General features: G+C 65.0%; 17 protein-coding genes. 13 read left to right on the top strand and 4 right to left on the bottom strand.

Annotated elements, in window-relative coordinates; all coding sequences use genetic code 11:
- Nucleotides 1-4 precede the first annotated feature (4 nt).
- Both AC1Q6V_RS21095 and ycaC read right to left on the bottom strand, forming a co-directional pair.
- Nucleotides 5-883 (bottom strand): helix-turn-helix domain-containing protein, encoded by an 879-nt coding sequence (locus tag AC1Q6V_RS21095; RefSeq protein WP_439670613.1) that lies wholly within the window; start codon nucleotides 881-883, stop codon nucleotides 5-7.
- Nucleotides 884-1,113: 230 nt separating this feature from the next.
- A complete protein-coding gene (gene ycaC / locus AC1Q6V_RS21090) occupies nucleotides 1,114-1,737 on the bottom strand; it encodes an isochorismate family cysteine hydrolase YcaC (RefSeq protein ID WP_010809560.1) in 624 nt (207 codons plus the stop codon).
- Between the two features lie 388 nt (nucleotides 1,738-2,125).
- Here ycaC and AC1Q6V_RS21085 point away from each other — a divergent pair, with 388 nt between their 5' ends.
- Entirely contained in the window at nucleotides 2,126-3,022 is an 897-nt protein-coding gene (locus AC1Q6V_RS21085; RefSeq protein WP_037023741.1) for a LysR substrate-binding domain-containing protein, read from the top strand.
- Between the two features lie 142 nt (nucleotides 3,023-3,164).
- On the opposite strand, the gene AC1Q6V_RS21080 is transcribed toward AC1Q6V_RS21085, so the two are convergent.
- Entirely contained in the window at nucleotides 3,165-3,656 is a 492-nt protein-coding gene (locus tag AC1Q6V_RS21080) for a MarR family winged helix-turn-helix transcriptional regulator (protein WP_058698005.1), read from the bottom strand.
- 120 nt (nucleotides 3,657-3,776) lie between these two features.
- Here AC1Q6V_RS21080 and AC1Q6V_RS21075 point away from each other — a divergent pair, with 120 nt between their 5' ends.
- The 6 genes from AC1Q6V_RS21075 (at nucleotide 3,777) to AC1Q6V_RS21050 (ending at nucleotide 9,874) form a co-directional block, all read left to right on the top strand.
- Nucleotides 3,777-4,859, top strand: a complete 1,083-nt coding sequence (locus AC1Q6V_RS21075) for a cupin domain-containing protein (protein WP_081050282.1) — start codon at nucleotides 3,777-3,779, stop codon at nucleotides 4,857-4,859.
- A 34-nt stretch (nucleotides 4,860-4,893) separates the two neighbouring features.
- On the top strand, nucleotides 4,894-5,760 hold the full coding sequence (locus AC1Q6V_RS21070) for a fumarylacetoacetate hydrolase family protein (protein ID WP_010809918.1): 867 nt from the start codon (nucleotides 4,894-4,896) through the stop codon (nucleotides 5,758-5,760).
- A 24-nt stretch (nucleotides 5,761-5,784) separates the two neighbouring features.
- A complete protein-coding gene (locus AC1Q6V_RS21065; protein ID WP_010809919.1) occupies nucleotides 5,785-6,996 on the top strand; it encodes an FAD-dependent monooxygenase in 1,212 nt (403 codons plus the stop codon).
- A gap of 127 nt (nucleotides 6,997-7,123) precedes the next feature.
- On the top strand, nucleotides 7,124-8,119 hold the full coding sequence (locus tag AC1Q6V_RS21060; protein WP_010809920.1) for a 3-keto-5-aminohexanoate cleavage protein: 996 nt from the start codon (nucleotides 7,124-7,126) through the stop codon (nucleotides 8,117-8,119).
- Nucleotides 8,116-8,841, top strand: a complete 726-nt coding sequence (locus AC1Q6V_RS21055; protein ID WP_454750405.1) for a DUF6081 family protein — start codon at nucleotides 8,116-8,118, stop codon at nucleotides 8,839-8,841. Before AC1Q6V_RS21060 ends, AC1Q6V_RS21055 begins: the two co-directional genes overlap by 4 nt.
- A 40-nt stretch (nucleotides 8,842-8,881) precedes the next feature.
- Nucleotides 8,882-9,874: a 4,5-dihydroxyphthalate decarboxylase PhtD gene (locus AC1Q6V_RS21050; protein WP_010809922.1), complete on the top strand. Its 993-nt coding sequence runs from the start codon at nucleotides 8,882-8,884 to the stop codon at nucleotides 9,872-9,874.
- A gap of 17 nt (nucleotides 9,875-9,891) precedes the next feature.
- On the opposite strand, the gene AC1Q6V_RS21045 is transcribed toward AC1Q6V_RS21050, so the two are convergent.
- Nucleotides 9,892-10,419 carry a MarR family winged helix-turn-helix transcriptional regulator gene (locus AC1Q6V_RS21045; protein ID WP_010809923.1) on the bottom strand — a complete coding sequence of 176 codons (528 nt, stop codon included), beginning with the start codon at nucleotides 10,417-10,419 and terminating at the stop codon, nucleotides 9,892-9,894.
- 140 nt (nucleotides 10,420-10,559) lie between these two features.
- Between AC1Q6V_RS21045 and AC1Q6V_RS21040 the strand changes: the two genes are divergently transcribed.
- From AC1Q6V_RS21040 to AC1Q6V_RS21015, 6 genes are all read left to right on the top strand, one after another.
- Nucleotides 10,560-11,636 (top strand): homogentisate 1,2-dioxygenase, encoded by a 1,077-nt coding sequence (locus AC1Q6V_RS21040; protein ID WP_010809924.1) that lies wholly within the window; start codon nucleotides 10,560-10,562, stop codon nucleotides 11,634-11,636.
- Nucleotides 11,637-11,703: 67 nt separating this feature from the next.
- Complete coding sequence (locus AC1Q6V_RS21035; RefSeq protein WP_058698007.1) at nucleotides 11,704-13,353, top strand: DUF1302 domain-containing protein; 1,650 nt, start codon at nucleotides 11,704-11,706, stop codon at nucleotides 13,351-13,353.
- Between the two features lie 17 nt (nucleotides 13,354-13,370).
- Complete coding sequence (locus AC1Q6V_RS21030) at nucleotides 13,371-14,753, top strand: DUF1329 domain-containing protein (protein ID WP_010809926.1); 1,383 nt, start codon at nucleotides 13,371-13,373, stop codon at nucleotides 14,751-14,753.
- A 34-nt stretch (nucleotides 14,754-14,787) separates the two neighbouring features.
- Nucleotides 14,788-15,849, top strand: coding sequence for a WD40/YVTN/BNR-like repeat-containing protein (locus tag AC1Q6V_RS21025; protein WP_439670611.1), 1,062 nt, complete (start codon nucleotides 14,788-14,790; stop codon nucleotides 15,847-15,849).
- Between the two features lie 21 nt (nucleotides 15,850-15,870).
- The gene (locus AC1Q6V_RS21020) at nucleotides 15,871-18,312 is read left to right on the top strand and encodes an efflux RND transporter permease subunit (protein WP_454750406.1); all 2,442 of its coding nucleotides are present in this window, start codon (nucleotides 15,871-15,873) and stop codon (nucleotides 18,310-18,312) included.
- A gap of 35 nt (nucleotides 18,313-18,347) precedes the next feature.
- The gene (locus AC1Q6V_RS21015) at nucleotides 18,348-19,259 is read left to right on the top strand and encodes an SDR family oxidoreductase (RefSeq protein WP_454750407.1); all 912 of its coding nucleotides are present in this window, start codon (nucleotides 18,348-18,350) and stop codon (nucleotides 19,257-19,259) included.
- Nucleotides 19,260-19,272 lie beyond the last annotated feature (13 nt).

Raw genomic sequence — 19,272 nt, 5'->3', positions numbered from 1 at the left:
TGGACTAGCCTTCTTTCTCGGCTGCCGGCATGCGGGCTGCCTGCGGTGGAAGGTGATCCGCACCTTCTGCCATGCGCGACGGAATGGCCTGCGATGATGGACGCACTGTTGGCATGATCGGCTCCAGCTTCCTCACGTTAGTGCGACGCCAGTCCGCCGGGGTAACGCCGGTTGCCTGCTTGAATGCGCGTGTCAGGTGGCTTTGATCCACGAATCCACATACTGTCGCGATTTCCGATATCGGCGCGCGTCCCAGGAGATGCGTCTTTGCGACGTCGATCCTACGCTCGATGAGCCATTGATGCGGCGTCTTGCCGGTGCTCTCGCAGAAGGCACGGATGAAATGGCTGCGAGAGAGCTTGCATTCCGACGCCACCGCGTCGATAGAAATATTGCCTCTCAGGTGAGCGGCAAGCATGTCCTTGGCGAGCGCCTCCTGTGTTGGCGTTAGCCGCGCCCGCCGGCGCTGCGTTGGGTTGCCGTTGCCACCCCCGTACGTCTGGAGGGTATGAATCAGGCATGCACTGACAACATGGTCGACGAAGAGCAAATCGCTCTGCTCGGGGCGATCAAGACTCGGCAGCAATGTCCACGCGAGGTTAAGCAGGAGTGGATCCACGACACCAATACGATTGGACAGGCCCGGGCATTCGCGAATGCCCAGTTCTCTTCCCATTTCCTGCAGCAAGAGGGTGTCAATCCGCAAGCGCAGTTCGTCAAAGGCGGACTTGTGATGGCAGCGCCAGGTGTCGCGGAGATCGATGATAGCTACCCACCCTTGGTCGCAACTGCCGGTGAAGAAAATTCTGCCATCCCGCCAAACCGAGATAGCCTCGGTATGGCGAAGCTGGATGATGATACAAGCCCCGTCTCTGAGCCGCATTCGCTGGTCAGAGCACGGCGGAAGCGCAACTTCAGAGGTTATGCGATGGATGGTTGCGGCCGATGCGATCATAGAACGGACGCTGGGACGCGGCTCCAGTTGCGACATACAAGTAATGACGTAATGGCAGGGCGGTGTCTTGATGAGATGGTGCACCGGAAACCGGGGCACCAGGGGGGGGGAAGGGCCGGCGTTGAGACCGGCGATGCTATCCAGCCCCCCGCGAGGCATTATTTCTGGGTCATTGCCTTGTAGCTTGTGATGAGATTGCGATAGTCAGGGATGTGGTTCGAGAACAATTCGGCGAGGCCATCGATGTCATTGCGCCAGTCGCGATGCAACTCACATGCGACACCGAACCACGTCATCAGTTGGGCGCCAGCATCGGCCATGCGCTGCCAGGCGGCATTGCGTGTGAACTCGTCAAACGTGCCGGAAGCGTCGGTGACAACGAACACGTCGTAACCTGCGGCAATTGCCGACAGCGCGGGAAACGCGACACACACCTCGGTGACTACGCCCGCGATGATGAGTTGCTTCTTTCCCGTTGCCTTGACCGCTGCGACGAACTCTTCATTGTCCCAGGCGTTGATTTGGCCAGGACGAGGAATGTATGGCGCGTCAGGAAACTGCGCTTTGAGCTCAGGCACCATCGGGCCATTGGGGCCAGTCTCGAAGCTCGTCGTGAGGATGGTCGGCAAATTGAAGTATTTGGCGAGATCGCTCAAGGCGAGGACGTTGTTCTTGAACTTGTCAGGATCGATATCGCGTACAAGCGACAGCAATCCGGCTTGATGGTCTACCAGCAGAACAGCTGCGTCATTTTTGTCCAGACGCGTATAGGGCGTTGTCACGGCGATCTCCTTGCAGAGTTGAATGCGCTTCCGAATGGGGGCGCGTTTGGAAAAGTCGACAGGTCGGTACAAGCGTTAAGACGCGGGCAAGATTGTCCCGATCCATCCAATGGCGAATTTGCTGAATGCTTGAAGGGCTTTATCGTCGGTAACCCTGGCAGCGGGCGGCCTGGACAAACGTTCTTCGTTTCGCCAAGCGGTTGGGAGTTCGGGGCAGTGGCTTTGCCGGTGGAGTGCGGTGCGCGGCTCGCCAGGATGTCTGCTTAAGACCGCGTCTTGCGGGGTGGAACATCATGGCTGCCTCCGAAGATTGCAAGCATCATAGGCAGGCATGAAAGACCGGGGAAGTCCCGTATCATGCCGACTGTGTTCTACAGAAGGAACAATGGTGGACGACCTGAATGATCTTTTTTATTTCGTCAAGGTGGTCGAATACGGCGGCTTTACGCAAGCGGGGGTCGCGCTCGGCATTGCCAAGTCAAAGCTGAGCCGGCGCATCGCGGCACTGGAAGAGCGATATGGAGTTCGTTTACTCCAGCGCTCGACCAGGCGCTTTTCAGTTACGGAAACCGGTCGTGAGTTCTATGATCGCTGTGTTGGCGTGCTAGTGGAGGTGGAAGCGGCGCGCGAAGTGATGGAGCGCAAGCGATCCGAGCCGCAAGGCATCTTGCGCATGAGCTGTCCAACGACGCTGCTTGCGTATCGCGTTGCCGACCTGGTGGCGCAGTTCATGATCAAGTACCCAAAGGTCCGCGTCCATCTCGAAGCGACAAACCGGCGTGTCGACGTGCTGGGAGAAAATTTTGACGTAGCGCTTCGTGTGCGCTTCCCGCCGCTGGAAGACAGCGGTCTGGTGATGCGGGTGCTGTCTGGAAGCCCTCAACGGTTGGTTGCCAGCCCAGCCCTCCTCGAGCACCACGCGTTGGCAATACAAGATCCGGATGATGTTGCCGCCATGCCCAGCATGGATTGGGGCCCCCCTCGCAATCACGTCTGGCAGCTGGCTGGCCCTGAGGGAAGGGAAGCACAGGTGCGGCATCACCCCCGATACATCACCGACGATATGACGGCGTTGTGTCGGGCGGCAAGGCATGGCGTAGGTATCGTTCAGTTACCGAGCATGGTTGTCGAAGAGGATTTGCGTAATGGAGCGCTTGTCGACGTCTTGCCCGGCTGGGCCCCGAAAGGGGGCATCGTTCATGCTGTCTTCCCTTCCCGCAGAGGTCTGTTGCCGAACGTCCGCCTGCTGATCGATTATCTCGCTGCCAATATTCAACAGGAGTAGAAGCGGCGAGCATCGGTGGCAACGCGCATAGCGGCGCCAGCAAGCGCAACACGCGCGCTGGTGGGCCGTGCTCGGGGGGGGCGGGAGGAGGGCGCCGCATGGGGACAGGATGGCGGAAGTATGGTCTTCTGTCGCGGCGTGATCAAAGTTCGGGACGGCGCGCGGGCGGCGGTGACACCGGCACCCGGCTGTTCTCGCTATTGGCCGCCACCACGCGTTGCAGCAAGGCGACGAACAGTGCACGCTCCGCCTGATCCAAACCTGCCAGCGTGCGGGCCTGGGCGCGCTCCGTGCCCGGGTAGATGTCCTGCAGCAGCGCCGCACCAGTTGCCGTCAGCGAGAGCAGCTTGGTACGCCGATCGGCGATGCCCGGTGAGCGCGAGATCAGTCTCTTTCCCTCCAGTCTTTCCACCACACCGGCAATTGTGGTGCGGTCAAAGCCGATGGCGTTGGCCAGCCTGAGCTGGTCGATGCCCGGATAGGCGCGCACCGCCGCCAGCGCAGCATATTGCACGGGCGTGGTATCGAAGCCATCGGTCTCTTCGTGGAAAAAAGAGGTGGCAATCTGGTGCAGCCGGCGGATGAGATGGCCCGGCTTGTTGTAGATCAGTTCGTCGAGATTGGATTGGTCCATCTTGCCCTCTTTGCGGATTGGTCCGGCAGGTGGGATCGACCCTACCCTGACGTTTACCCCAGTGGATATGTGAGGCACGCTGATTATCATACATGCATTGATTCGATATAGAACGATTCGATGCAAATGATAAATCAGGCCATCCCCTCGAACACACAGGGCCGGAATGCCGGCGAGGCTGCCTCGTTGCCCGAAGAATTCCGCGCAGCGCTGCTCGATCACGCACTGGCTCCGTTGTGGGACTTCCTCAAGGGGGCGCTGCCGCACGGCCGCCCCGCGGGTGTTACGCGTCCGCACCGCTGGCGCTATGCCGATGTGCGTCCGCTGCTGCTGGAAGCCGGGCGCCTGGTGCCGGTTGCGCAGGCCGAGCGCCGCGTGATCGTGCTCAGCGATCCTGGCCGTGGCCCGCATGCGATGTCGGCGACGGGCACGCTCTACGCGGGCATCCAGTTGTTGCTGCCCGGCGAGACCGCCCCCACGCACCGCCATTCGCCGAGCGCGGCGCGCATCGTCATCGAAGGCCGTGGCGGCTTCACCATCGTCAACGGGCAGCGCTGCGAAATGGAGCGCGGCGACATCATCCTCACGCCAGGCGGCCAGTGGCACGACCACGGCCACGACGGCGAGGGTCCGGTGACCTGGCTCGATGTGCTGGATCTGCCGGTGTTCACCGCCGCGGAATCAGCCTATGCCGAGGGCGGTCATGCCGGCTGCAATGCCGAAGAGCCCCTGATGACGCTGACGTCCGAACTGCTGCGCCAGGGCTTGCGGCCGCCGCAGGCCTGGCGTCGCGAGAATGCCTATCCGATGCTGCGCTATCCGTGGCAGACCGCCAGGGCTGCGCTGGAGCGGCTGGCCGCTGCGACAGGTCAGGCCTGCGCGGAGCTGGCCTACGTTAACCCCGAGACCGGGCAGGACTGTCTGCCCATTCTCGGCTTCACGGCGATGATGATCGGCGCGGGCCAGCACTGGCAGGCGGTGCCCACGTCGGCCAGCACTGTGTTTCACGTTGTCGAGGGAAGCGGCGAGAGCCGAGTCGACGATCACGTTTTCGACTGGAGCGCGGGCGACACCTTCAGCAGCACTACGTTTGCCTGTGTCTCGCACCGCGCCACGCACGGGCAGCCTGCCTTCCTGATTCGCGTTGACGACGCGCCCCTGCAGAAGAAGCTGGGCTTCTTCCAGGAACGCCAGCTGGCCTGAACAGCACCGATCAATCCTTCAACCTGCCTGCACCATGCGATTTTGCCGATTCCAGGATGACCGGGGCGAGCGCCTCGGCATCGTCGAGGACCACTTCGTGGCGGATATCTCGCCCGTCCTGGAGATGCTGCCCTCACACCGCTGGCCATTCCCCATGGGCGATTCGCTCGTTGCGCACCTGCCGCTCATTCGCGAGCACGCGCCGCGCCTGCTGGATGCGGCACCGCGCCGCGCCTTGTCCGGCCTGTGCCTGCTCAGCCCGGTGGCCAATCCGTCAAAGCTGGCCGCGGCGCCGGTCAACTATCTCAGCCACCTGGCCGAGGCGCAGGCCGATCCCGCAACCTTCCACGCGCACCAGTTGCAGCGCATCCAGGAGGTGGGGCTGTTCCTCAAGGCATCGAGTTCACTCGCCGGTCCAGGCGAGGGCGTGACGCTGCGCCACACCGACCGCCGCAACGACCACGAACTGGAGCTGGCGGTGGTCATCGGCCGCACCGCGGACCGTGTTTCGGTGGACCGTGCAATGGACCACGTAGCCGGCTATGCCATCGGGCTGGACATGACAGTGCGCGGCCCGCAGGAGCGCTCGTTGCGTAAATCGATCGACAGCTATTCGGTGCTTGGCCCGTGGCTGGTCACCGCCGACGAGATCGCAGACCCGGCGAACCTGGAGCTGGAGTTGCGCGTCAACGGCGAGTTGCGCCAGCGGGCCAACACACGTGATCTGGTGGTCGGCATTCCGCAGCTGATTGCCTGGGCATCGTCCTACTACACCCTGCATCCCGGCGACGTCATCTACACCGGCACCCCGGACGGCGTGGGGCCGGTGGTGCCTGGGGACCTGATCGAGGCCAGCATCGAAGGCATCGGCGCCATGCGTGTCCCGGTACGCGCCGCCTGAGTTCACCGCACACGGATATCTTTCATGAACGACAGCAACAAGATCCAGACCTTGATCGTGGGGGGCGGCATCGGTGGCCTTGCCACGGCGCTCGCCCTGGCCCAGTCCGGCCGCACGGTGCACGTGCTCGAGCGCGCTGCGCAGTTCAGTGAGGTTGGCGCCGGCCTGCAGCTGGCGCCCAACGCGTCGCGCATGCTCGACCGCCTGGGTGTGCTCGATGCCGTCTGGCAAAGCGCGGTGTTCCCGCGCCAGCTGGTGTGGATGGATGCGATGAGCGGCCGCCGGCTGACCGCGCTGGACCTGGGTGCCAGCTTCCGGCAGGCCTATGGCTATCCCTACCTGGTGATGCACCGCAGCGACCTGCTCGCCGCGCTGCTGGACGCGTGCCAGCGCGACGCCCGCATCACGCTGGAAACCAGCCGCGACGTGGTGGCGGTGCAGGATCTGGGCGACGGCGCCGAGGTCCGCTGCGCCGACGGCTCGGTCTATCGCTGCAAGGCGCTGATCGGTGCGGACGGGCTGCACTCCACCGTGCGCCGCATGATTGCGGACGACGGCGCACCGGTGTGCTCGGAATACGTGGCCTACCGTGGCACCCTGCCGATCGAGAAGATGCCCCAGCATGCCGGGCTGGACAACGTGGTGATGTGGACCGGCCATGACATGCACCTGGTCCAGTATCCGGTGCGCCGCGGCGAGCTCTATAACCAGGTGGCAGTGTTCCGCAGCTACCGCTTCGATCCGTCCACGGACGACTGGGGCACGGTGGACGAACTGGAGGCGCGCTTCGCCAATGCCTGCGCACCCGTGCGTGACGCGATCAGCCTGATCCACACCAACCGGCGCTGGCCCATGTACGACCGCGATCCCATCGCCGACTGGACGCGCAACCACATTGCCCTGCTGGGCGATGCCGCTCACCCGATGCTGCAATACCTCGCACAGGGTGCGGCCCAGGCCATCGAGGATGCGGGCACGCTGGCCGATGCGCTGAACCGTCACGCCAGCGACGTGCCGGGCGGCCTGCTGGCCTACCAGCAGGCCAGGCGGCTGCGCACCGCGCGCGTGCAACTCACGGCGCGCTGGTTCGGCGATTTCATCCACCTCGGCCATATCGGCGCCGAGGTGCGCAATGCGCTGCTGTCGGCGCGGGAAGACAACAGCTTCGCCCCGGTGGACTGGCTGTATGCGCCCCGCGCGGTTGCCGCCGACGCGGCCACGATGGGGAGGGTCTGAGCCGACCGACTCCGGCAACCGCTGTATCCAAAGGAGCCGAAATCCAATTATCGGAAGTGGAAGTTTTTGGTTCTCCGGAACGAACGGGCCGGAGAACCACCCATCAGCCAACAAAACGAGGTGAGCTATGCAGGAAGGAATTTCGTTGTGGGAAGCCGCGAAGCGCGAAATGGACGACTACCAGTTCGTTGCCGGGGCGGAGCTCCAGCCGAAGTGGGAGGTGCCGTCTGAGATCGCCATCAACGTCGCCGTGTCAGGCCGCTTCAGCGATAGCCAGGAAGAGGGCCATCCGACTTCCATCGAAGCCTATGTCGATGCGGCCTCCGAAGTCATCGAGGCCGGCGCTTGCGGCGTGCATATCGATTTCTCGATGGTCACCGATCGCCAGGGACGGCGCCTGGACCGCGACGTTCCGCCGGTGGATGCGTACGGCGCCGTGCTGCGCCCGCTGCGCGACCGTTTTGGCCATGAGTTCGTCGCCAACCTGAACGTGCTCAACGGCAGCACGTTCGATATCTGCATGAGCCCCGCCCGGGCCGGGCTGGCGGAAGTCGCGCCGTGCGCCGCGGGACACCCGGATGCCTTTATGGTGCCGGCGGTGCGCACGCTGGAACAGCACGGTGTCAAGCCGGAGATCGTGATCCACAGTTCCGGCGAGATCGAACTGGCCAAGCGCAAGCTGATCGATACCGGCATCCTGAAGGGCCCTTACAACTGGATCATCCTGTACGGGCTGCCGTTCAACGTCGGCCGTACGCTGATCTCGGGCACCTGGGCCAGCAACGCGCAGGACATGGCTCGCCACATGTTCATGATGGTCGACCAGATCCGCCAGATCGATCCTGCCTCGGTCATCACCGTCTGCGCCGCGGGACGCTCCACGCTTTACATGACCACGCTGGCCACCATGATGGGCCTGAACATCCGCGTCGGCACCGAGGACACGCCGTGGAAATACCCCAACAGCGATGTGCGTCTGCGCGACAACCTGGAGATGTTCCGCATGGCCCGCGACATTGCCGAGCTGCATGGCCGCCGCCCGGCCAGCGCGGACGCCTATCGCCGCATGATCGGCAAGCCCGCCCGTGCAGGCGTGGCAACCGCCGCGCAGGTGCCGGCATGACGTCCCGCCCGCTGGACGGCTTGCGGACCGGCGCGCCCGATCCGGCAGTGTGGCAGGTGCTGGAGATGCCCATGCCGGACGGCGGCATGTGGCGCTACGAGGAGCCCGGCGCGCGCGTGCAGGCCGAAGGCGGCGTTCTGGAAATACAGGTGGACAGGTTCACGCGGCAGCACGCGCTCATACCGATGTTCGACAACCCCAAGCATTTCCTGGTCAAGCGCGAGGCGCTGACGATCGCCGAAGGCGGCGTGCTCACCGTCGGCTGCGAGATGGCGTGCGAGAACCACAACGGCAACCCGGATGACCTGTTCGATGGCTTTGCGGGCTTCAATGTGTGCGACCTGGCCAACGGCATGGTGTTCGACTTCATCATCTCCGGCACGCAGATCGGCGTGGTGCATGAGCGGCTGCCAATCCCGGGTGTGACGCCTGCCGGCGGCGACTGGCTGCACGTGGTGCAGTCGCCCCTGCTGGCACAGAACCACCCGGGCGAGTTCCATCGCTACGAGATCACCCTCGACCGCCCGGCACGCACCTGCACGTGGCATGTGGATGGCAGGCGCATGTATGCCGTGCGCAATATCGTGGTGGATATCGGCAGCGTGGTGGTGGGGCTTGGCCTGTTCACGCTGAAGCCGGCCGTGGCGGGCGTCGGCAGCGTGTCGAACCACGGGCAAGGCGCCAGCGGGCGCTGGCGCAACCTCTGGGTCCGCTCTGCATGAGCAGCGGGCGGAACGGACTTACGCAAAGGCGAGATCTGATATGAGCAAGCTGAACCTGTCGCTGGCAATGGGCGACTACGACCGCACGCGCGCACTGCTGGACGGGCGGGTACCGATCGATGGTGTCGACCCGGTCTTCCTTGCGCTCGATCCGGAAGAGATCTTCTTTCGTGCGTTCCGGCATGCCGAGTTCGATATCTGCGAGCTGTCATTGAGCAGCTTCACCGTCAAGACGGCGCGCGAATCCTGTCCTTATGTCGGCGTGCCCGTGTTTCTGTCGCGCGCCTTCCGGCACACCGCCATCTACATCCGTTCCGACCGCGGCATCCGCGAGCCGGCCGACCTGCGTGGCAAGCGCGTGGGCGTGCCGGAGTACCAGCTGACCGCCTGCGTCTGGGTGCGCGCGATGCTCGAAGAGGACTATGGCGTGCGGCCGGCCGAACTGCAGTGGATACGCGGCGGGCAGGAGCAGCCGGGCCGGGTCGAGAAGATCGAGCTTGCGCTGCCTGCCGATGTGCGGCTGGAGAGCGCGCCCGACGGCGCGACGCTCAACGCGATGCTGGCGGCGGGCGAGATCGATGCCCTGATCGCGCCGCGTCCGCCCTCATGCTGGGTGCAGGGCCATCTCGGCGTAGGCAGACTGTTCCCGGACCCGGTGCAGGCCGCCAGCGACTACTATCGGCGCACCGGCATCTTTCCCATCATGCACTTGCTGGGCGTGCGGCGCGAACTGGTGCACGCGCATCCGTGGCTGCCGGGCACGCTGCTCAAGGCCTTCGAGCGCGCCAAGGCGGTGGCGATGTCATCGCTGTCCGAGATCGCCGCATCCGCCATCACCCTGCCGCTCGCGCAGGAGACCATGCAGTTCATGCAGGGTCTGATGGGGCAGGACTACTGGAGCTATGGCGCGGCGCAGAACCTGCATACGCTCGACGCATTCCTGCAGTACCACCATGCGCAGGGGCTGTCGCCGCGCCGGGTGCGGGTCGAGGAACTGCTGCACCCTTCGACCCTGGAGGTGCATCGGGTATGACCGGCGCACCAGGAATTTCAGTCGTTCACTTCGCTGAGGCTTGGCGCTGCCGTGTGCAGGTTTTCCTCGATGCGCACCATGACCTTCAGGAAGCTCTTGAGCTCGCGCTCGGAGACACCGTCGACGGCGTGCTCAAGCAGCGCCGTGATCGCGGGCATCAGCCGCTCGACCAGGGCGCGGCCCTGGTCGGTGATGAACACAAAGCTGCGCCGCCGGTCCTCGGTGTCGCGCACGCGCTTGACCAGGCCCTGCTTTTCCATGCTGTCGAGCGCGGGCACGGAGGTGGTCGCGGCCAGCCCGACGCGCCGGCTGAGTTCCAGTTGCGTCAGCCCGTTCTGCTCCGTCAGCACGCGCAGGTAGTACCAATGCCCCACCGAAGCGCCTTCGTCAGTCATCAGGGCTTGCAGGTGGCTGGTGAACAGCCGGTGCAGGTCGCGCACATGCCAGGCGATGCTGCGGCCGCCGAGATCGAATACCGGAGGGTGGGTTCCGGCAGGCTCCGGCTTGCCGGCTTTCGTGGTGGGCTTGGTTTGGCTGGTGGCCACGCTTACATTCTCCGCTTTGTCAGGCGAGGCGAGTTTACCATCACCCGCCGGCAAGGTCTGGGAAGCAAATCATCCGTTGTCGAACCAAATGGATTCGACTCCGTATTTGTCCGAAGCACAACGTAAGAAGGAGGGGTAGCGTGAAAGACAACCGATTCGGGCCGGCGCCCGGCGATGGCGACGCGGCGGGGCAGGGCGAGCTGTGGACGCGTGACGGCTTCAACGGCACCTGCTCGATGGTATTGCGCCCGCACTACGCGCCGGCCTACCTGTCGGCACAGGGGCCGCACGCGCCGCGCCGCTTCCAGCTGGACAAGCTGGCGATGTCTCACGGCGATGATGCGCTTGCCATGCCGGTGCCGGTTGCCAGCTCGCGCAAAGGGGTGCAACTGAGCGCCGCGCACCAGGATCAGGGGGCCTCCGTTGTGGTACGCAACGTCGAGGCCGACGAACTGCATTTCGTGCACCGCGGGGAGGTGCGATTCGAAACCGATTGCGGGGTGCTGGACGCGCAGGCCGGGGATTTTGTCTGCATTCCGCGCTCGGTGGCCTACCGCACGACGCCGCAGGGCGGCCCGGCGTGGCGGTTCATCGTCGAAAGCCCCTCGCCGCTGCGCCTGAACCCCCAGACCCCGTCCGGCATGATCAACTTCGCGCGCGACGTGCACTACGCCAGGGTTGAACCGCAACAAGACGGCCACGTGCCGACAGAGGTGACGCTGGTGCTGAAGGCCGAGGATGGTCCCACGGTGTTCCGGCTGCCGCAGGACCCGCTGCGCGCGGTGGCGCACGTGTACGGGAACGTGCCGGTGTGGAAGGTGAACCTGGCCAACGTGCAGGTCGGCACGTACCTGCCGCATGGCGGCCCGCCGTTCCAGTTCATCACCTCCGACGACGGCGAGATCATGATCTACACGCTCTGCGCGCGCACCACGCAGCGCCCGCCGATCCATGTCAATGCCGATTTCGACGAAGTGATTCTCTACCACGCCGGTCCGGGCGCATGGGGTGACGTGAGCGAGCCCGGCACGGTGAGCTGGGTGCCGAAGGGAGTCATCCACCAGGGGCCCAGCGAGAATGTGCCGCAAGGCTACCAGGCATGGCTGCTGGAGACGCGGCCGACGCTGCGCCTTACGCCGGTAGCGCTGGAGGCATCCGCACTGCTCGATACGCGCGAGTACGGCATCCATCCGAGCGAGGCGGCCATGCAGCGGTAAGCGCCCACAAAGCGGGGAGCCGCCGCCGATACGGCACACACAAAAATAAAGTAGCGAGGAGACCATCTTGAACGCCAACACCTTCCAGGCCCGCGCCGCCAGCGCGCTGGCCCTGGCCTTGTGCGCACTGCCCGCACCGCCTGCACATGCTTTCCAGATTCCGACCGATAACGAAGACCTGACGATCCGCTGGGACAACACCATCAAGTACAGCGTGGCCCAGCGCCTCAAGGACCGCTCTGCCACCCTGACGGCCGATGCCAACGCCGACGATGGCGACCGCAACTTCCGCCGCTGGGGGCTGATCTCGAACCGGGTCGACCTGCTCTCGGAGTTCGACGTCAGCTACCGGAATTTCGGCGTGCGCGTGAGCGGCGCGGCATGGTACGACGACGTCTACAACCGCGGCAACGACAACGACTCTGCCGCCACCGCCAACGCCGCATCGGTGCCGCACGACCGCTTCCCCAGCGGTACGCGTACCATCAACGGCCGCAATGTGGAGCTGCTGGATGCCTTTGCCTTCGGCAAGGTCGAAGTGGGCGGAATGCCCGTGAGCATGCGGCTGGGGCAGCATTCGGTGCTGTACGGCGAGAGCCTCTTTTTCGGCAACAACGGCATTGCGGCGGCGCAGTCGCCGATCGACCTGGTCAAGCTGCTGTCGGTGCCGAACACACAGTTCAAGGAACTGATCCGGCCGGTGCCACAGGTCTCAGGGCAAGTCCAGGTCACGCCGAACCTGGCCGCGGGCGGCTACTACCAGTTCGACTGGGAGCGCAACCGCCTGCCGGGCGTGGGCAGCTATTTTTCCGCTGTGGATATCCTCGACGCCGGTGGCGAGCGCATTCTTGCCGGTCCCGGCGCGTACTTCAGCCGCACCGGCGACATCAAGGCGAAGTCGTCCGGCCAGGGCGGTATGCAGCTGCGCTACCGTCCGCGCGGCCTTGATGCGGAGTTCGGGCTTTACGCGGCGAATTTCCACTCCAAGGATCCGGTCGTGTACACCAGCTTTGCCGGGCAGGACCTGGCTGCCGGCAAGCTCGGCCAGTACCAGCTGGTGTTCCCGGAAGACATCAAGGTGATCGGCACCAGCTTCTCCACCACGCTGGGCACTGCCAACGTGGCTGGCGAGCTCTCTTACCGGCACAACATGCCACTGGTCGCGCGCGGTGGCTCGGTGTTCGTGCCGCCCGGCATGAGCGCCAACAACGCCGGCAATCCGCTGTACCCGGTGGGTGACACCTTGCATGGGCAGATTTCGTGGATCAACCTGCTGCCGCCCACGGCGCTGTGGGAGGGCGGCAGCATCGTCGGCGAGATTGCGTGGAACCGGCGCCTGGGCGTAACCCGCAATGCCGGCGCGCTGGACCCCAACGCGACGCGCGATGCGGGGGCCATCCGCATGGTGTTCCAGCCCGCCTACTACCAGGTCATCAACGGCCTCGACATCAACGTGCCGATCGGCATTGGCTACGGCCTGTTCGGCAAGTCGTCGGTGCTCAACCCAGGCTTCGGCGTGCATCGCGGCGGCGACCTGAGCGTGGGTGTCAATGGCGTCTACGAGCAGGTCTGGAACATTGGCCTCAACTACACCCATTACTTCGGCCCGGCCGCGACCGTGCTGACCCCGCCGAACGCCGCCAGCCAGGCGTATTCCTACGGCCAGACTTTCAAGGACCGGGATTTCGTGTCGCTGACGATCCAGCGCGCGTTCTGAAACAGAGGAGACAATTGATGAAGCCCTTTTCCATCGTGACCATCGTGACGCCCTGGCTCGCCGCAGCCATGCTGGCGGCGCAGCCCGCGCTGGCCATGGTCAGCGCGCAGGAAGCTGCCGCGCTCAAGTCCACGCTCACGCCCTTGGGCGCCGAGCGCGCAGGCAACAAGGACGGCAGCATTCCCGCATGGACGGGCGGGCATACCCAGATGCCGCCGAACTACAAGAGCGGCGATCCGCCGCCCGACCTGTTCGCTGCCGACAAGCCGCTCCTGAAGATCGACGCGAAGAACGCCGCGCAGTACGCCGACAAGCTCAGCGAGGGCGTCAAGGGACTGCTGAAGAAGTATCCCGACACATTCAGGCTTGACGTCTACCCGACCCGGCGCACGGCGGCCGCGCCGCAATGGGTTTACGACAACACCTTCCAGAACGCCACCCGTGCCCGCACTACCGATAACGGCCTGTGGGTGGAAGGCGCCTATGGCGGCATTCCATTTCCGATTCCGAAGAACGGCAACGAGGCCATGTGGAACCACAAGCTGCAATGGACGGGCGAGACCATTTCCAGCTACTTCGTGAACTACGTCGGCACGCCGGACGGCAAGCTGATCATGGCCACTAAGGGCTACAACAAGTCGCAGTACCCGTACTACGAGAAGGGCGGTGCCGTGGACAAGTTCACCGGCGAGTCGCAGCAGCTGCGCATCTTCACCACCGAGCCGCCGCTCAAGGCCGGTTCGCAGTTCTTGCTGGTCGATGCGGTAAACCGGCCGCGCCAGGCCTGGGAATATCTCACCGGGCAGCGCCGCGTGCGCAAGGCGCCCACGCTTGGCTACGACACGCCGGACGACATCAATTCCGGCCAGAGTTACTTCGACGAGGCCTTTGTCTTCCTGGGCGAGCTGGACCGCTACAACTGGAAGCTGGTTGGCAAGAAAGAGATCTACATCCCCTACAACAACAACAAGGTTTACCAGAAGGGCCTTTCGCTTGAACAGCTGCTGATGCCGCATCATGCCAACCCCGATTCGATGCGTTGGGAATTGCATCGCGTCTGGGTGGTGGAGGCCGAGCTGGCGCCGGGCAAGCGCCATGTCGTGCCCAAGCGCCGCCTGTATCTCGATGAGGACACCTGGGCCGCCGTGCTGGGCGAGGGCTGGGATGCACAGGGCCAGTTGTGGCGCGTACAGGTCGCCATGCCGTATGTGGTGCCCGAGGGCCCTTTCGTCAACGCCACCAGTTCGTGGTGCATCTACAACCTGCTTTCCGGTGCCTACCTGGCCGCAGCATTCCCGGACTATGGCAGCCCCGGCTTCCGCTATCACTACAAGCTGCTCGACCGCATTCCTTCCAGCTACTTCTCGCCAGAGGCCCTGGCCGGCGAGGGCGTGCGCTAGCACGCCGGCGATGGTCCACGTGGAGACGAATGCCATGTTTGCATGCACGAAAACGCCGCGGCGGCGCGGCGCGGGCCGCCTGGCCCTGCTGCTGGCTGGCGCCGCCACGGCGGCCGCGCTGGTGCAGGGCGCCGCGGCGGCGGACCCGGTACGCGCTTTCCGCCAGGATGCGGCGCTGGTTGGCGTGGCGAGCGCCGGCACGCGCCTGGTGGCGGTAGGCGAGCGCGGCACGGTGGTGCTGTCCGACGATGGCAGCCGGCACTGGCGCCACGCTAGTGCGCCAACCGATGTCACGCTCACTTCAGTCCACTTCGCCACGCCGCAGGAGGGCTGGGCAACCGGCCACGCCGGCACGGTGCTGCACACAGCCGATGGCGGCCTCACATGGTCGCGGCAGCTTGATGGTGAAGCCGCCGCCCGTCTGATGCTGGCAGCCGCGGGGAAAGATCCCGCCCGGCGAGCCGAGGCGCAGCAACTGGTGGAGGACGGGCCGGACAAGCCATTCCTCGACTTGTACACGGCCGACGCCAGCACTGCACTGGTGGTGGGCGCCTTCAACCTTGCGTTTCGCACCACCGATGGCGGCAGGCGCTGGGTGCCGTGGCAGGACCGGATTCCCAATCCCAAATCGCTGCATCTCTATGGCATTGCGGGAGCGGGGCGCGACCTGTACATCGCGGGCGAGCAAGGGTTGTTGCTGCGCTCGGCCGATGCTGGCGAAACCTTCCGGCCGCTGGTCTCGCCATATCGGGGCACGTTCTTCGGCGTACTGGTGCAGGCCGATGGCGGCGTCATCGTCTACGGCCTGCGCGGCAATGCCTTCCGCTCGACCGACCAGGGCGCGAACTGGTCGAAGCTGGCACTCGGCACCACCGCCGCAATCACCGGCGGCGTGGCCCTTGCAGACGGCCGGACAGCGCTGGCGACCCAGGCCGGCGAACTGTTCGTGAGCGAGCTGGTGCGCCCGGAGGCCTTCGTGCGCGTGGTGCCGGATCATCCGCAACCCTTCGCCGGGGCGGCGCAGCAGGGCGACAGGATCGTGCTGGTGGGCGCACGCGGCAGTTCGGCGGCGCCAGCAACAGCCGGCAGGCAGTGATGCAAACCGGAGTTTCCTCTCATGCATGAGAAGCAAAGCAAGGCAGGCCAGGCCAACTGGCAGGTGGTGCAGCATATCCAGGATTTCGACGCCGGCTCGGGCTCGATGGTCGAACGTCTCATCTTCAATCACCGCGCCTGGATCGTGGCGCTGTGCGTCATCATCACCGTGCTGCTCGGCTGGCAGGCGATGCGGGTGCGGCTGAACGCCGACTTCGAGAAGATGATTCCCGCCGCGCATCCGTATATCCAGAACTACCTGCAGAACAAGGCGGATCTGAGCGGTCTGGGTAATTCGGTGCGCGTCGCGGTGGAGACGCGTGAAAGGACGATATTCGATGCCGGGTATCTGGACCGGCTCAAGAAGATCAACGACGAGCTCTTCCTCATTCCCGGTGTCGACCGCGCCTACCAGAAGTCGCTCTGGACCGCGAACACGCGCTGGCTTGGCGTGACCGAGGAGGGCCTGGAAGGCGGCACGGTGATTCCCGACGACTATGACGGCTCGGCGCAGACCGTGGAGCAGGTGCGGCGCAATGTGGAGCGGTCGGGCGAAATCGGCCAGCTGGTCGCCGGCAACTATCGGTCGTCGATCATCTTCCTGCCGCTGCTGGAGCGAGACCCCAGGGACGAACAGGCGCTCGACTACAAGCGCTTCTCGGATGCGCTCGAAGCCGTGCGGCAGAAGTACGAGACCAGGGATATCCGCATTCACGTCACCGGCTTCGCCAAGGTGGTGGGCGACCTGATCACCGGCATCGGCGAGGTCATGGTGTTCTTCGCCCTGGCCGTGGCGATTGCCGCTGCGGCGGTGCTCTGGTACACGCGCTGCCTGCGCAGCATGCTGCTGGTGGTGCTGACATCGCTGCTGGCGGTGGTCTGGCAGCTTGGGCTGCTGCCGCTGCTGGGGTATGCGCTCGATCCCTACTCGGTGCTGGTGCCCTTCCTGGTGTTTGCCATCGGCATGAGCCATGGCGCGCAAAAGATGAACGGCATCATGCAGGACATCGGGCGCGGCATGCACCGGCTCGTGGCGGCGCGCTATACCTTCCGGCGCTTGTTCATGGCGGGGTTGTCCGCCTTGCTGTGCGATGCAGTCGGCTTCGCGGTGCTGCTCGTGATCCGCATTCCGGTGATCCAGGAGCTGGCGGTAGTGGCAAGCCTGGGCGTGGCCATTCTGATTTTCACCAATCTGGTGTTGCTGCCGGTGCTGCTGTCATACACCGGCGTGGACGCGAATGCGGCCGCCAGGGCGCTGCGCTCGCAAGACACCCCGGCACAGGTCGGCGGTCCGTGGCGTTTCCTGGAGCGTTTTACCACTGCGCGGTGGGCCCTGTCTGCATTGCTGCCGGCAGCCGTGCTCGGCCTGGGCGGATATCTGGTCAGCCAGCATCTTCAGGTAGGCGATCTCGATGAAGGCGCGCCGGAACTGCGCGCAGACTCGCGCTACAACCGCGATGACCGCTTCATGAGGGCCAACTACGCAGCCAGCAGCGACCTGCTGGTGGTGATGGTGCGCACGCCGGACGGGCACTGCGCGGACTACGCCACGCTCAGGCAGGTGGATGCGCTCGAGTGGCAGCTCAGGCAGCTGCCGGGCGTGGAAGGCACCAACTCGCTGGCGCTGCTGGCGCGCCGTATCGTCGCGGGCATGGCCGAGGGCAGCCCGAAGTGGTACGAGCTGGTGCGGAACCAGGCCACGCTCAATACGGCCGCCAACCGATCGCCACGCGAGAGCTTCAACCAGGCGTGCAACCTGCTGTCGCTCTATGTCTATCTGCAGGACCACCGCGCCGAGACGCTGGCCAGGGTGGTGAGCGCGGTGGAAGCCTTCGCCGCATCGCACGACAGCCAGCACGCACGCTTCATGCTGGCGGCGGGCAGCGCGGGGATCGAGGCGGCCACCAATATTGTCGTGCGGCAAGCCAGCCGCGAGATGCTGTTCTGGGTCTACGGCGCGGTGATCGTCCTGTGCATGCTGACATTCCGCTCCTGGCGCGCGGCAGTGTGCGCTGTGGTGCCGCTGGTGCTTACCTCGGTGCTGGCCGAGGCACTCATGGTGGCGCTGGGTCTTGGCGTCAAGGTGGCGACGCTGCCGGTCATCGCACTGGGCGTCGGCATAGGCGTGGACTACGCGCTCTACATCATGACGATCGTGCTGGCCGAACTGCGCGCCGGCGCCAGCCTGCCGCAGGCTTACCGGCGCGCGCTGCGCTTCACCGGCAAGGTGGTGATGCTGACCGGCGTGACGCTGGCAATTGCCGTGACCACCTGGATGCTGTCGCCAATCAAGTTCCAGGCCGATATGGGCGTCCTGCTTGCCTTCATGTTCCTGTGGAACATGCTCGGCGCCCTGATCCTGCTGCCGGCGCTGGCATGGGTGCTGCTGCCGGAAGGCAGGGCCGGAAGATCGCCGGTGCCCGTTGATGCAATCGCCGACGGCGCACCCGGCGTCCGGCACTGAAATCCAACACCAACACATAGAGAAGAGGAGCGGCAATGAAAATCATGGTGACAGGCGGTACCGGCACGACCGGCAGCCGGGTGGTGCGCGAGCTGCTCGTGCGAGGCGTGCAGGTCAGGGTCCTGACGCGCAGCGCGGAACGCGCCAGGGCCATTTCGCCGCACGTGGAGGCCGTGGTGGGCGACCTTCTCAGCCCCTCCGATCTCCGGCCGGCGTTCGAGGATATCGACGCGCTCTTTCTGCTGCTGGCGGGCGTCCCGAGCGAGGCGCACGAAGGGCTGACAGCCGTGGCGCTGGCGCGCGCGGCCGGCGTGAAGCGCATCGTCTATCTGTCGGTGCACCAGACCGCCAGGCCCCCGCGCCATGTGCCGCATATCGGCTCGAAGCTGCTGATCGAGTCGGTGATAAGGGACTCCGGTGTGCCCTACACCTTTCTCCGTCCCAATGTGTTCATGCAGAACGACTACTGGTACCGGGACGCGTTGCTTGGGCATGCCATCTATCCGCAGCCGCTCGGTGACCTGGGCGCATCGCTGTGCGATGTGCGGGATATTGCCGAGGCCGCGGCCATCGTGCTGACCACCGATGGCCATGACGGACAGGCCTACACCATTGCCGGACCGGAGCCATTTACCGGCAAGCGTGCCGCGGCACTATGGTCGGCCGTGCTGGGCAAGGCGATTACGTATGGCGGCCATGACATGGAGCAGTGGGAGCAGCAACAGCTCACCCATGGGGCTCCCCAGTGGTTCGCAATGGACCTGAAGATGATGTTCACCGCCTGGCAGACCGATGGCCTGGTCGCCACCGACGAAGAACTCGGCCGTCTGGCCAGTCTGCTCGGGCGCTCCCCGCGCAGCTATGAGGATTTCGTGGCGGAAACGGTCGCGGGTTGGCCGGTCGGCCAATCGCAGGTGGCGGCCTTTGAAGGCCGCAGCTTTTCCTGACTAGAGCGCTACG

This window comes from Cupriavidus sp. GW823-FHT07B10, assembly GCF_058794355.1.
This window is presented reverse-complemented; position numbering and strand designations above follow the sequence as displayed.